Source organism: Paenibacillus sp. An7, from assembly GCF_009870785.1.
Classification (GTDB): domain Bacteria; phylum Bacillota; class Bacilli; order Paenibacillales; family Paenibacillaceae; genus Paenibacillus.
In genome coordinates, this window is the sequence record NZ_WTWX01000013.1 from 41943 (window position 1) to 55241 (window position 13299).

General features: G+C 43.7%; 12 protein-coding genes. 11 read left to right on the forward strand and 1 reads right to left on the reverse strand.

All coding sequences use genetic code 11. From position 1 onward, the window contains the following. The first annotated feature begins 9 nt into the window (after nt 1-9). The 10 genes from GQY27_RS14780 (at nt 10) to GQY27_RS14825 (ending at nt 11127) form a co-directional block, all read left to right on the forward strand. A complete protein-coding gene (locus GQY27_RS14780) occupies nt 10-1986 on the forward strand; it encodes a cbb3-type cytochrome c oxidase subunit I (protein ID WP_160035733.1) in 1977 nt (658 codons plus the stop codon). Beyond that, nucleotides 1986-2603, forward strand: coding sequence for a cytochrome o ubiquinol oxidase subunit III (cyoC, locus tag GQY27_RS14785; protein ID WP_160035735.1), 618 nt, complete (start codon nt 1986-1988; stop codon nt 2601-2603). The genes GQY27_RS14780 and cyoC overlap by 1 nt, the downstream gene beginning before the upstream one ends. A 1-nt stretch (nt 2604) precedes the next feature. After that, entirely contained in the window at nt 2605-2940 is a 336-nt protein-coding gene (gene cyoD / locus GQY27_RS14790) for a cytochrome o ubiquinol oxidase subunit IV (protein ID WP_160035737.1), read from the forward strand. 245 nt (nt 2941-3185) lie between these two features. Continuing rightward, a complete protein-coding gene (deoC, locus tag GQY27_RS14795) occupies nt 3186-3863 on the forward strand; it encodes a deoxyribose-phosphate aldolase (RefSeq protein ID WP_160035739.1) in 678 nt (225 codons plus the stop codon). 189 nt (nt 3864-4052) lie between these two features. Next, nucleotides 4053-4883: a 5-dehydro-4-deoxy-D-glucuronate isomerase gene (gene kduI, locus GQY27_RS14800; RefSeq protein WP_160035741.1), complete on the forward strand. Its 831-nt coding sequence runs from the start codon at nt 4053-4055 to the stop codon at nt 4881-4883. 38 nt (nt 4884-4921) lie between these two features. Next, the gene (locus tag GQY27_RS14805) at nt 4922-5674 is read left to right on the forward strand and encodes a DeoR/GlpR family DNA-binding transcription regulator (protein ID WP_160035743.1); all 753 of its coding nucleotides are present in this window, start codon (nt 4922-4924) and stop codon (nt 5672-5674) included. 19 nt (nt 5675-5693) lie between these two features. Further along, nucleotides 5694-6446: a 2-dehydro-3-deoxy-D-gluconate 5-dehydrogenase KduD gene (kduD, locus tag GQY27_RS14810; RefSeq protein ID WP_160035745.1), complete on the forward strand. Its 753-nt coding sequence runs from the start codon at nt 5694-5696 to the stop codon at nt 6444-6446. Nucleotides 6447-6475: 29 nt separating this feature from the next. Beyond that, nucleotides 6476-7327: a sugar phosphate isomerase/epimerase family protein gene (locus tag GQY27_RS14815; protein ID WP_160035747.1), complete on the forward strand. Its 852-nt coding sequence runs from the start codon at nt 6476-6478 to the stop codon at nt 7325-7327. A 183-nt stretch (nt 7328-7510) separates the two neighbouring features. After that, nucleotides 7511-8824 carry a homocysteine synthase gene (locus GQY27_RS14820; RefSeq protein ID WP_160035749.1) on the forward strand — a complete coding sequence of 438 codons (1314 nt, stop codon included), beginning with the start codon at nt 7511-7513 and terminating at the stop codon, nt 8822-8824. A 353-nt stretch (nt 8825-9177) separates the two neighbouring features. After that, nucleotides 9178-11127, forward strand: a complete 1950-nt coding sequence (locus GQY27_RS14825) for a heavy metal translocating P-type ATPase (RefSeq protein ID WP_160035751.1) — start codon at nt 9178-9180, stop codon at nt 11125-11127. A 127-nt stretch (nt 11128-11254) separates the two neighbouring features. Here GQY27_RS14825 and GQY27_RS14830 read toward each other — a convergent pair whose 3' ends face one another. After that, complete coding sequence (locus GQY27_RS14830; protein ID WP_160035753.1) at nt 11255-11986, reverse strand: ZIP family metal transporter; 732 nt, start codon at nt 11984-11986, stop codon at nt 11255-11257. Nucleotides 11987-12321: 335 nt separating this feature from the next. Between GQY27_RS14830 and trxB the strand changes: the two genes are divergently transcribed. Next, nucleotides 12322-13269 (forward strand): thioredoxin-disulfide reductase, encoded by a 948-nt coding sequence (gene trxB, locus GQY27_RS14835; RefSeq protein WP_160035755.1) that lies wholly within the window; start codon nt 12322-12324, stop codon nt 13267-13269. Nucleotides 13270-13299: the final 30 nt, after the last annotated feature.

Sequence of the window (13299 nt, forward strand, 5' to 3'; positions counted from 1 at the left end):
CCCTCATCCATGCTAAGTGAGTTTTGGGAGTTCCTGACTACTGAATTCCTCGTTACGGGTGACCCCCTCATTCTAGGGGCACAAGTTTCGATTGGTCTTGCATCGATTGCAATCATAGTCGGGCTCACCTACTTTAAAAAGTGGAAATGGCTCTGGAAAAACTGGTTAACTACGGTTGACCATAAGAAAATCGGTATTATGTATATTTTGGCGGCGATCTTAATGATGTTCCGCGGCGGGGTTGACGCCCTGATGATGAGATTTCAATTGGCCATGCCGAATATAGAATTTCTTCATGCGGATCACTATAATGCCGTATTTACCACGCACGGTACGATCATGATTCTATTTATGGCGATGCCATTTATGTTCGGATTATTTAATATTGTTGTACCGCTGCAAATTGGAGCGCGTGACGTTGCATTTCCTTATTTGAATGCACTAAGTTTTTGGTTATTTTTCTTAGGAGCTATGCTCTTTAACGTTTCATTTGTTATCGGGGGTTCACCAGCAGCAGGTTGGCTGAGTTATCCGCCTCTATCAGGACTGCAGTTTAGTCCGGGGGTAGGACAGAACTTCTATATATGGGGTATCCAGATATCAGGTATTGGTTCCCTGGCAACCGGGATTAACTTCATGGTAACCATTATTAAAATGCGTGCACCAGGTATGACTTGGATGAAAATGCCGATGTTCACTTGGTCTGCTTTTACAACAATGATTATGATTTTGTTTGCATTCCCGATCCTGACGGTTACTTTGTTCCTGTTGTTCATGGACCGTTTTGCAGGAACTCACTTCTTCACTCTGGATCTCGGGGGTAACCCGATGATGTATATCAACTTGATCTGGATGTGGGGTCACCCTGAGGTGTATATCGTTGTCGTTCCGGCATTTGGTATCTTCTCTGAAGTCGTTGCTACATTCTCGAGAAAGAAACTGTTTGGATATAAATCGATGGTATTCGCAATGCTTATCATCAGTGTATTGTCCTTCTTCACTTGGGCGCATCACTTCTTTACCATGGGCTCGGGGGCCGATGTTAATGCGTTCTTCGCGATAACGACAATGCTTATAGCCATCCCTACCGGGGTTAAAGTCTTTAACTGGCTGTTTACGATGTATCGCGGACGGATTCGCTTTACACTGCCGATGATGTGGACGATTGCCTTCTTCCCATGTTTTATTATCGGGGGGATGACAGGGGTAATGCTGTCGGTAGCGCCAGCAGACTTCCAGTTCCACAACAGTTACTTCCTGATCGCTCACTTCCACCAAGTACTGATCGGTGGCGTTGTGTTCGGTTACTTTGCAGGGATGTACTACTGGTGGCCTAAACTGTTTGGCTTTACATTGCCGGATCGCTGGGGACACTGGGCATTCTGGACTTGGAACATTGGTTTCTATATTACATTTATGCCGCAATATGCGCTGGGTCTGATGGGTATGACTCGTCGTCTAAGCACATATGGCTGGGATACGGGATGGATGCCGCTCAACCTCGTTTCCTCCATCGGGGCATTCCTCATGGGTGCAGGGTTCTTGTTCCAACTTCTGCAAATTGCAGATGGTATTCGTAAACATAAAGAAAATAAAGTGGGAGCGGACCCTTGGGATGCACGTACCCTGGAATGGTCGATTCCGTCTCCTGTACCTGAATATAACTTTGCTATCGTACCTACGGTTGACTCTGTTGACCAGTTCTGGGAAGACAAACAGCGTAGAGCTACTAACCAACAGGCTGAAATGCCGCCGGTATATGAACCGATTCATATGCCTAAAAACACAGGAATTCCGATTATTATGTCAGTCTTCTTCTTTATTGCAGGTTTCGGATTTGTGTGGGGCTGGTCTTGGATGTATATTCCGGGTCTCATCGGTGTAGCTGCATGTCTTGTTGCCCGCTCATTCCAGTACGATACGGATTATTACATTCCGGCTGAAGAAGTAAATCGTACCGAAACAGCCTTGAGGGGGTCGGTATAATGGCACATACAGTAACAAATCAACATTCAAATGCACATGATCACGATCATGGACATCATGATCCACAAGAACTGAAAATGCTCGGCTTCTGGTTATTCTTGATTTCTGACCTTATCCTGTTTGCCGTATTCTTCGCAACATTTATCGTGCTGCGTGACAATACAGCAGGCGGACCAACGGGTGCTGAACTGTTTAAGATGCCAGGTGTCATCGCAGAAACATTTATTCTTTTGACAAGTAGTTTTACCAGTGGTCTAGCTGTACTGGCTATGAACCGCGGGGATAAAAAAGGTCTAATCAACTGGCTTATCGTAACTGCAGTACTCGGTCTCGCATTCTTAGGACTTGAGATTACCGAGTTTGTTGAAATGGTTCATGAAGGTGCTAAGATTACAACAAGTGCTTTCACAGGTGCATTCTTTACTTTGGTAGGAACGCACGGGGCTCACGTTACCTTTGGTCTCGTATGGATGTTCGGACTCTTACTTCAACTTAAGAAACGCGGCATTACGTCAGTAACTCGCGGTAAAGTAATGGCACTTAGCCTGTTCTGGCACTTTTTGGACGTGGTATGGATCTTCTTGCTTACCGTCGTCTACTTGATGGGGGTGATGTAAGATGGCAGAGCAACATAACCATACACATGATTCTCATGAGAACCACGGGTCATTCAAATCTTACCTCATTGGATATCTGATTTCGATTGTGCTCACGATCATCCCGCTTGTGGTAGTATTGAATGATATGTTCGATAAAACAGTAAACATGGTCATTATTCTGATCATGGCAGTGTTGCAGTTTATTGTTCAGCTCTTCTTCTTTATGCATGTTCGTGAAGGAGAACCAGGTAAACCGAAATGGAATGTCATGGCCTTGATTCTTGGACTTCTGTTTGTACTTACCATTGTTGTAGGTTCTATCTGGATCATGATGAACAACGCGGTTGCTCATTAATGATCATGATTAACCTTAACACCTTGTCTGCTCTTTACTGAGCGGGCAAGGTGTCTTTTATTTGCCTCCGCGAAATGAATCTGTTTACTAGCTGAATGGAAAGGAAGCAGGTTACACAAACTGTAGTATAAATTCGGTATAAGACCTTTGCTTTACGAAGATAGTCTTGTTATGATTACAGATGAACTTTTAAAAAATGTTAACTAACACATCTAGGATTGATAGAAGAAAGGACGATTCAAATCATGAAACAAACCGCGATTGCTCCATTAATCGATCATACATTACTTAAGGCTGATGCCCGCCGTGAAGATATTATTAAACTTGCAGAAGAGGCAAAGGAATATGGATTTGCTTCTGTATGTGTGAACCCAGGATTTGTATCCACAGCTTATGAAGTGTTGAAAGATACACCGCAGGTAAAAGTATGTACCGTTATCGGATTTCCTTTAGGAGCGAACACGTCAGAGGTCAAAGCCTATGAAACCAAGGACGCGATTGCTAACGGAGCTACTGAAGTAGATATGGTGATTAACATTAGCGCGCTGAAAGACGGCAATGATGACTATGTTGCTGCAGATATCAAAGCTGTCGTTGATGCTGCTAAAGGAAAAGCTCTTACAAAAGTAATTATTGAAACTTGTCTGTTAACGGAGGAAGAAAAAGTACGTGCGTGCAAACTTGCAGTACAGGCAGGAGCTGATTTTGTTAAAACATCAACTGGGTTCTCTACAGGCGGAGCAACGAAAGAAGACATCGCTCTTATGCGTAAGACCGTTGGTCCTGATGTTGGCGTAAAGGCATCCGGAGGAGTTCGGAGCGCGGAAGATGCACTAGTAATGATCGAAGCGGGAGCTTCCCGAATCGGGACAAGCGGCGGCGTAGCTATTGCAAAAGGTGAACGTTCTAATAGCAGTTACTAAAACCTCAGATCTAAAAATATTGAAGAAAACGACTCCTTTAGGGGTCGTTTTTTTGTCTCATTATTAAGATTGAGCCATTTATTTTATCTTTATTTGAAAAAGGTGTACACAAACGAAACAAAATGAACTAATATAAACATATATGAACCTAAATATTATATTACTCACTATGGAAAGGGTTGAAGAAAAATGCAAAACCGTTATGCGTCTCATCCCAATGAAGTGAAGAAATTTGATACAAAACGTTTACGTGAGGAATTCCTGATCGAAGACTTATTTACTAAGGACGAACTCGTCACTGTGTACTCGCATGTAGATCGTTATATTGTAGGTTCCGCTGTTCCTGTATCCAAGGATATTAAACTTGAAGTTCCGCTGAAGGATATTGGCACGGACTTCTTCCTTGCTCGCCGTGAAGTTGGAATTATTAACATAGGTGGACATGGTACCGTGTCAGCGGATGGTGTGAGATACGAGGTAGGAGCAAAAGAATGCTTATATATCGGTTTAGGTGTAAAAGAAGTGGTTTTCCATACCGGAGCGGAAGAAGCACCGCAGTTTTATTTTGTATCTACACCAGCACATCATGCTTATCCGACCGTAAAAGCTACACAAGAAGATGCAACACCAAGTCACCTTGGCAGCATTGAATCCTCAAATGAGAGAACAATTTACAAATACATTCATGAAGGCGGTATCAAAAGCTGTCAGTTAGTACTTGGGATTACAGAACTGGCCCCAGGAAACATGTGGAATACAATGCCTGCTCATACTCACAATCGTCGCTCTGAAGTTTACTTGTATTTTAATCTTCCAGAGCAAGGTGCTGTATTCCATATGATGGGAGAGCCAGATGAAACAAGACATCTCGTTGTTCGGCAAGGTCAGGCAATCATCTCACCTAGTTGGTCCATTCATAGCGGAGTAGGAACAAGCAACTATACTTTCTGCTGGGCAATGGCTGGTGAGAACCAGACGTTTGATGATATGGACGGCGTTGCAATGACCGAGCTAAAATAAATGGAAGACAGAATTACAGATAGGAAGTTGAACCAATTATGAACTCAATGAAACGGCACGAAAAGATTATGGAAACGCTGCTTGCACAGAAAGAAGTTACGGTCAGTGAACTGAGCGAGAAGCTGGATGTAACAGGAAAGACGATTCGTGAGGATCTGGATAAGCTGGAATCCATGGGACTCCTGATGAGAGTACATGGTGGGGCAGTGCTGGCTCAAAAGGATCAGTATGGTATTCTCACCAGCAGAGGGGCGCTGGAGAAGCATAACTCGGAGAAAATAGAAATTGCGGAGCGGGCAATCACTTATATTACACCGGGAGATATTATCGCTCTAGACGGCGGCAGTACAACGCTGGAGATTGCTAGACTGCTGCCTAATGAACCCCTTACCGTGATTACGAACGATTTATTTATCATTGCAGAGCTCACCAAAAAAGACCAAATTCGCCTCGTTGTACCGGGGGGATCAAGAGTAAGGAATATGCTGGTTAGTGAAGATACGGAACATTTTATTAGGAAACTAAATATCCATAAGGCATTCATTTCTACTACGGCTCTTCATCCGGAGTTTGGTTTTTCGATCTATACCGGTGATTTGGTTCCTTTAAAAAGAGCACTCATTCAAACTGCACAGCATGTTTATGCTGTTGTTGATCATTATAAATTCGGGAATTTTGCTCTTCGTACATTTGCACAACTACCGGAGGTTCATAAGGTAATCAGTGATCGTGCTCTGGATGAGAGCATACTGGCTCCTTATAAAGATGCAGGAATAACTATCGATTATTAACTTGCAGGAGGCGGGAAAGATGAGTGTTTTTGACTTGAGCGGAAAAGTAGCATTGGTTACCGGTACATCGGGCGGCCTGGGACAGGGAATGGCACTCGGGCTTGCTGAGGCAGGAGCTGATATTGTAGCAGTTTCAAACACTTTGCCTACTGAGACTGTACAGGCCATTGAAGCCCTTGGACGTAAGGCGATATCTATTCAAGCAGATTTAAGTATAGAGGAAGAGCTGGCTGGTGTTTTTGAACAGGCTCTTGGTTTCCAAGGGAAAATAGATATCCTTGTTAACAATGCAGGGATCATTCGGCGCACACCAGCTGCGGATCATGCAGCTTCAGATTGGCACGACGTAATCGACTTGAACCTAAACACCGTGTTTTTCCTTAGTCAACTTGCAGGCCGGCATATGATTGAACGGGGAAGCGGTAAGATTATCAGCATTGCTTCTATGCTTTCCTATCAAGGCGGAATCAACGTTCCTGGGTACACGGCGAGTAAACATGCAGTAGCTGGACTGACAAAGGCTTTGGCGAATGAATGGGCCGGAAAAGGAATCCAAGTTAATGCAATTGCTCCCGGCTATATGGTTACAAGCAATACGCAACAGATTCGGGAAGATGAGAACCGGTATAGAGATATCACAGCACGGATTCCGGCTGGTCGCTGGGGTACCCCAGAGGATCTAAAAGGTCCCGTTGTCTTTCTCGCATCGGATGCATCTGATTATTTGAATGGTCATGTACTGAATGTAGATGGGGGCTGGCTTGCTCGCTAGCATTTCTCGCCTAAAGGAGGATAACGAGAATGAAACTTGGAGTACTGGCGCATACGTTCGGTAAACAGAAAACAGCAGATCTAGCCCGCCGTATTGCGGGCAGCGGATTTACTTCTGTTCAGCTCGCACTTTCTAAAGCACTTTCTGATATCGATTCATCGAATGGAAAGCTGAGCCCCGGGCTTGCTCATTGGGTGGGTGAGCAATTCGATAATGAAGGTATTCGTATTGCCGTTCTTGGATGCTATATTGATCCTGTTCATCCTGACCCGGAAGTAAGAAAGTTAGAGCTCGCTAGGTTTAAGGAACATTTGCGATATGCTCGTGATTTTGGGTGCAGCATTGTGGCAACAGAAACAGGAAGTCTCACGACTTACCAAGATTCACATCCCGAATCTTATGAGGAGCAAGGGTACCTAGTGTTGCGTGATTCAGTAATGGAACTGGCAGAAGAGGCAGATCGATGGGGCGTAAATATAGCTATTGAACCTGTTTCTGTACACACGATGCACACCACAGAGCATATGCAGCGTCTATTTGAGGAGATCCCAAACTCCAGTGTTGGCCTGTTGTTCGATCCATGTAACCTGATGAAATTAGAGCAGGCCGTAAATCAGGCCGATTTCTTGAAAGATGTCTTCAATAAATTATTTGATCGTATGATTGCAATTCATGCCAAAGATGTTGCCTTTGATGTGAATGGTAAAAAATATAATCCGCTGCCTGGTGAAGGTATCCTTGATTATCCTTTGTTTTTCCAACTGCTCAAAACCTATAAACCTCACATCGATATCTCCCTCGAAGGGGTTACGGCAGAGCAAGCGGATGATGCAGCCGCCTATCTGCGCCGGTTGTGGCATGCTGACAATAATCTATCGTAACATTCAGAAAACACCTTTCATTTGTAACTCAAGTGAAAGGTGTTTTTTTATAGAATTTATCTACGATTTAATTTTATTATAATTTTTACAGGAAAACTCGGATTTAATATTTTCAAAAGGTTTAATTTGTGAGAGAATATGGAAAATACGAGGTGGCCATCTCGTTAAGGAGGAATAAGGAATATGTCAAATGACAAAAAGGATTTTGCTTTTGAAACGCTCGCTGTACACGCAGGCCAGGAAATTGATCCTACGACCTTATCTAGAGCAGTTCCTTTGTATCAGACGACTTCTTATGGATTCCGTGACAGTGATCATGCAGCTAATTTGTTTTCCCTTCAAGAATTCGGAAATATTTATACAAGAATCACCAATCCTACAACCGATGTGTTCGAGAAGCGGATTGCTGCTCTTGAAGGCGGAGCAGGGGCACTTGCTACAGCATCAGGTCAAGCGGCAATTACCTTCTCTATCCTGAATATTGCGGGCAGCGGAGATGAAATCGTATCTTCTTCCAGCCTATATGGCGGAACGTATAATCTATTTTCTAATACACTGAAGAAGCTTGGGATCACCGTTCACTTTGTAGATTCTACAGATCCTGAGAACTTCAGAGCCGCAATTACAGATAAGACCAAAGCTATCTATGCAGAGACCATTGGAAACCCGCAAGGGAATGTACTTGATATCGAAGCGGTCGCAGAGATTGCACATAACAGTGGAATACCTTTAATCGTAGATAATACGTTCCCAAGTCCGTACCTATTAAGACCTATTGAACATGGGGCGGATATCGTGGTTCATTCGGCAACCAAATTCATAGGCGGACACGGTACTTCCATTGGGGGAGTGATTGTCGATAGCGGAAAGTTTGACTGGAGTGCAAATGATAAATTCCCTGGCCTGACAGAACCGGATCCAAGTTATCATGGGTTAAAATATACCGAGGCGGTAGGAGAGTTGGCCTACATTATAAAAGCCAGAGTCCAGTTGCTTCGTGATTTGGGGTCGAGTATCGCACCATTTAATTCATGGTTATTACTCCAGGGTCTTGAGACCCTACATCTCCGTCTTGAACGCCACAGTTCCAATGCACTGCAAGTTGCTGAATATTTAGAAAGCCATCCAGATGTAGAGTGGGTAAGTTATGCAGGATTACCGAGCCATCCTTCCTATTCGCTTGCACAGAAATATCTGCCTAGAGGGCAGGGAGCCATTCTTACCTTCGGTATCAAAGGCGGAGCAGAGGCAGGGGCAAAATTAATTGAAAATGTAAAACTGTTCTCCCACTTAGCGAATGTTGGAGATTCCAAATCGCTGATTATTCATCCAGCGAGCACGACACATCAGCAGCTGAGCGAGGATGAACAGAAGGCAGCCGGGGTACATCCAGAGTTGCTTCGTTTATCGGTTGGTACAGAGAATATTCAGGATATATTGCAAGATCTTGAACAGGCCATTGCGGCGAGCCAGCAATCAGTTGTATCCCATATTTAAACCGGAGTTATAGGCAGTATGGAATAGAGAGAGCACACCCTGATGGGGTGCTTTTTTAGTTTCATAAATAAATTTAAAATATAGTCCATTACATAACAAAACGATGTTTACAATTACAGTTAACTGGAATATAATAATTAAAAAGTTGCATTAGATAAAAACAATTGTACTAATGCAATATTGATTATCATTCTCAGCAATAATCGAAGAATAATTCAACTCAATAGTCGATAAATCCATGCTGCTTCGGGCCTCCCGAAGCAGCATGTGCCATTTTAAGGACACTAACAATGGATCTCATTCTCAATTAGCCGACCGAAAATGACAATTAAAAAGAGAGGGAAGTGATCAGCATGGACGCAATAAATAAGAGATTAAATACGGTTACGCAAGTAAAAGGAAATTCTGCTGCTCCGCAGCCGGGGCGCAAACGCGGTCCGAATTTTAAAATGATGCTTCAGAACAAGGAGATGCAGGCAGCACTTGGCAGCGGGGTGATGATGCTCGTTGCATGGGGAGTTTCTGGCAGTTATGAATTTCTGTCCATTCTGCTGTATATTGCAGCATACACAATCGGTGGATGGTCCAAAGCAAAAGAAGGGGTAGCAACACTGGTTAAGGAGCGGGATTTAGATGTAAACTTGCTCATGATTGCAGCGGCCGTTGGTGCAGCAACGATTGGTTACTGGAATGAGGGAGCTATGCTTATCTTCATTTTTGCGCTGAGTGGAGCGCTTGAAAGTTATACAACAGAACGCAGTCATAAGGATATTTCATCCCTTATTTCATTGAAGCCGGAAACGGCGCTGCGAATCGATAATGGAAGTATGGAACTTGTTGCTGCCGAAGAACTTGTACCAGGAGATTTGATACTAGTAAAACCAGGAGAGCTGATGCCATCCGATGGCCGAATCTATAAAGGATACTCTGCCGTGAATCAATCCTCCATCACAGGAGAATCTACACCGGTAGAAAAAACAACCGGAGATGAGGTTTTTGCAGGAACGATGAATGGAGAAGGTGCGCTGTACATTGAGGTGACGCAGCGGGCCGAAAATTCACTTTTTTCAAAAATTATTAAGTTAGTAGAAGAAGCACAAAGCGAGGTTCCTGCATCTCAGCGATTTATAGAGAAGTTTGAAGGAATATATGCCAAGTTCATTGTAGTGATTACGCTTCTTATCATTGGGGTACTTCCTCTCCTATTTGGCTGGACCTGGGGAGATTCCTTCTATAAAGCATGTGTATTTCTGGTCGTAGCTTCTCCCTGTGCGCTGGTCGCCTCGATCATGCCCGTGATGCTCTCTTCTATCTCAAGCAGTGCAAGGAGAGGACTTCTCTTTAAAGGGGGAGCACATGTAGAAAATATGGCTAAAACGGCTGTTGTCGCTTTTGATAAGACGGGTACACTTACGCGGGGAGTTCCTGAAGTAACTGACTTGTATCCAGCAGAAGGTTATGACGAAATGCAGTTGCTTGCTGTCTCTGCTGCCATTGAAAGCCAGTCTATGCATCCTCTCGCAGAAGCGATTGTTAATAAGGCACGCATATCAGGAGCAGAAATTCTTGAAGCTGATGAAGTTCAGTCCATCACAGGATGGGGACTTGAAGGGATCGTAAACGGTGTGAAATGGAGTATTGGTAAGACGGATAGGTTCGATCAGGAAGAAGTTGATTCGTTCTGGGTTCGTACGAGAGCATCCCTCGAGCAAGAAGGAAAAACCGTATCCGTCATTATGCAAGGTGACGATATAGCAGGGATCATTGCGATGCGTGATACGGTTCGTCCGCAGGCAGCGGCTGCGGTGAAACGATTGCAACAATTAGGTGTCAAAGTCGCTATGCTGACGGGAGACCGCCAAGGTACCGCGGACGTTATAGCAGAAGAGACAGGTGTAGATTTTGTCTATGCTGAACTCTTACCACAGCAAAAAGTGGAACAGGTACGTAAGCTCCGTGAAACCTATGGTCATGTCGTTATGGTTGGGGATGGAGTGAATGATGCGCCGGCTCTAGCTGCAGCTACTGTAGGGATGGGGATGGGCATGTCTGGAAGCGGGACGGCAATCGAAGTATCTGATGTGGTTCTGATGAATGACAATATTGAAGAGATCGCTTGGAGTATTAAGCAGTCTAGAAGAGCGGCGAAAGTAGTGAAACAAAATATTATTTTTGCTATTTCCGTAATTACACTGCTTATTGCAGGTAACTTTCTCACCGAGGTTGCTTTACCCTTTGGCGTGATCGGCCATGAAGGCAGTACGATTTTAGTTATTCTAAATGGGTTGCGACTATTAAAATAATGCTGTAGAGCAAAGCAGATAAGAAAAGCAGATAAGATAAAAGAAAAAGTGGATCGGAAAAATAAAAAGCGTCGTGGAAACGACGCTTTTTGCTGTAAATTGCGGTTTATTTTCTAAGTAAATTTGTCTAGAAAATCTCAGTAAGAGTAATCATCGTGATGAGACCTAGAAGGAAAGAGATCGTAGCTACACGCTGGTTGCCGTCTCCGTGACTTTCCGGGATCAGCTCTTTGTACACAATAAACATCATTGCTCCTGCAGCAAAGGCAAGACCGTAAGGAACAAGACCATCAACTACACTGCTCAGGGAGTATCCAATAAACGCTGTAATAATCTCGACTGCTCCCGTTAAGGTAGCGATACCGAGCGCTTTAAATCGGCCGATGTTTTGATTCACTAGGAACAGGGCTACAAGAAATCCTTCAGGTGCATTTTGAAGTCCAATCGACAAGGCAATCAAATTACCTAGACTGTCGTCCGCACTTGCATAACTTACCCCAACGGAAAGCCCCTCTGGAAGATTGTGCATCGTGATTGCAGCAATGATCAGGAAAGCCTTGCCTTCAATATTAAATGGCCGTGATTCAGGATTCTCTAAATCGATGTGCGGAATATACCTCTCCAAGATAAGCAGTATACAGCTTCCTGCCAAGATTCCGATGGACAGGACAATTAGATTCGACTGGCCGAGAGCCTCGGGGATGAGGCTGTACATGGATGCCGAAGTCATGATTCCCGCTGCATAAGCAAGCAGAATATCACGAAGCCGGTGAGTTACCTTGGTCATAAACAGAATCGGGATTGCCCCAAGTCCGGTAGACAAGGCAGAGATAATACTTCCAATCATTGCTTCTGTCATAAACTTTCGAATACCTCCTCTTGTTGTCTTTCTATTTAGATCAGGATTAAAGCGAGCAAAGAGCATTGACAGCGACTTTGAAAATGATCATAATTATATCTAGATTAGAATTATTATAAATTATTTATTCCTTTTCCGTAAAGTTTACTTATAACATGAACGGGTTAAAGCAATTCATTATATTATTTCCCATTCGTATATGGATGACAAGAGTTGATATGATATGCAGTGTCTTCCATGAATAAGGTAATAACTTATTGTATGCTTGTTCGCCCCTGGTTCATTCGAAGTTCATTTACTCTAGTGTTTGCGGAAGAAATCAGGAGGTAAAGTGAATGTATAAATCAGTTATTATCGGAACGGGTCCAGCCGGCCTGACTGCAGCCATTTATTTGGCTCGTGCGAATTTGAAACCACTCGTAATTGAAGGTCCAGAACCGGGAGGACAACTCACTACAACGACAGAAGTGGAAAATTTCCCTGGTTTCCCTGATGGTATTATGGGACCTGAACTTATGGATAATATGCGCAAACAGGCGGAGCGCTTTGGTGCTGAATTCCGTACTGGATGGGTTAATAGTATTGATATGGCAGAGCGTCCTTTTAAAATTCAGGTGGAAGGACAAGATGAAATTGTTTCCGAGACGGTCATTATTTCCACAGGAGCTTCTGCTAAATACCTCGGTATTCCTGGAGAACAAGAAAACGTAGGGTACGGGGTAAGTACTTGTGCAACATGCGATGGATTCTTTTTCCGCGGTAAAGAAATCATCGTAATCGGCGGCGGCGATTCTGCTCTGGAAGAAGCAAACTTCCTGACTCGTTTCGCTTCTAAAGTTACACTTGTGCATCGCCGTGAAGAACTTCGTGCTTCAAAAATTATGCAGGACCGTGCTCGCGATAATGAAAAAATCGAATGGGCACTGAATCGCACACCTGTCGAGATTCTTGCAGGTGAAAATGGAAGCGGAGTGAAAGGCTTAAAAGTGCTTAACAATGCTACCGGCGAAGAAGAAATGATTGAAGCGAGCGGTGTATTTGTTGCTATTGGTCATAATCCAAATACGACTTTCTTGAATGGTCAACTGACTACCGATGCAAACGGATATATTGTTGTTAACCCTGGCACGAGTGAAACGAATGTACCTGGCGTATTCGCTTGCGGAGATGTTCAGGATACGCGCTACAGACAAGCGATTACAGCTGCAGGCAGTGGATGTAAAGCAGCAATGGATACAGAAAGATTCATCGAGAGTCTTGAACACAGTGCAGTAACAAATTAATACCTGAATCTATTTCATAATCATTAAATT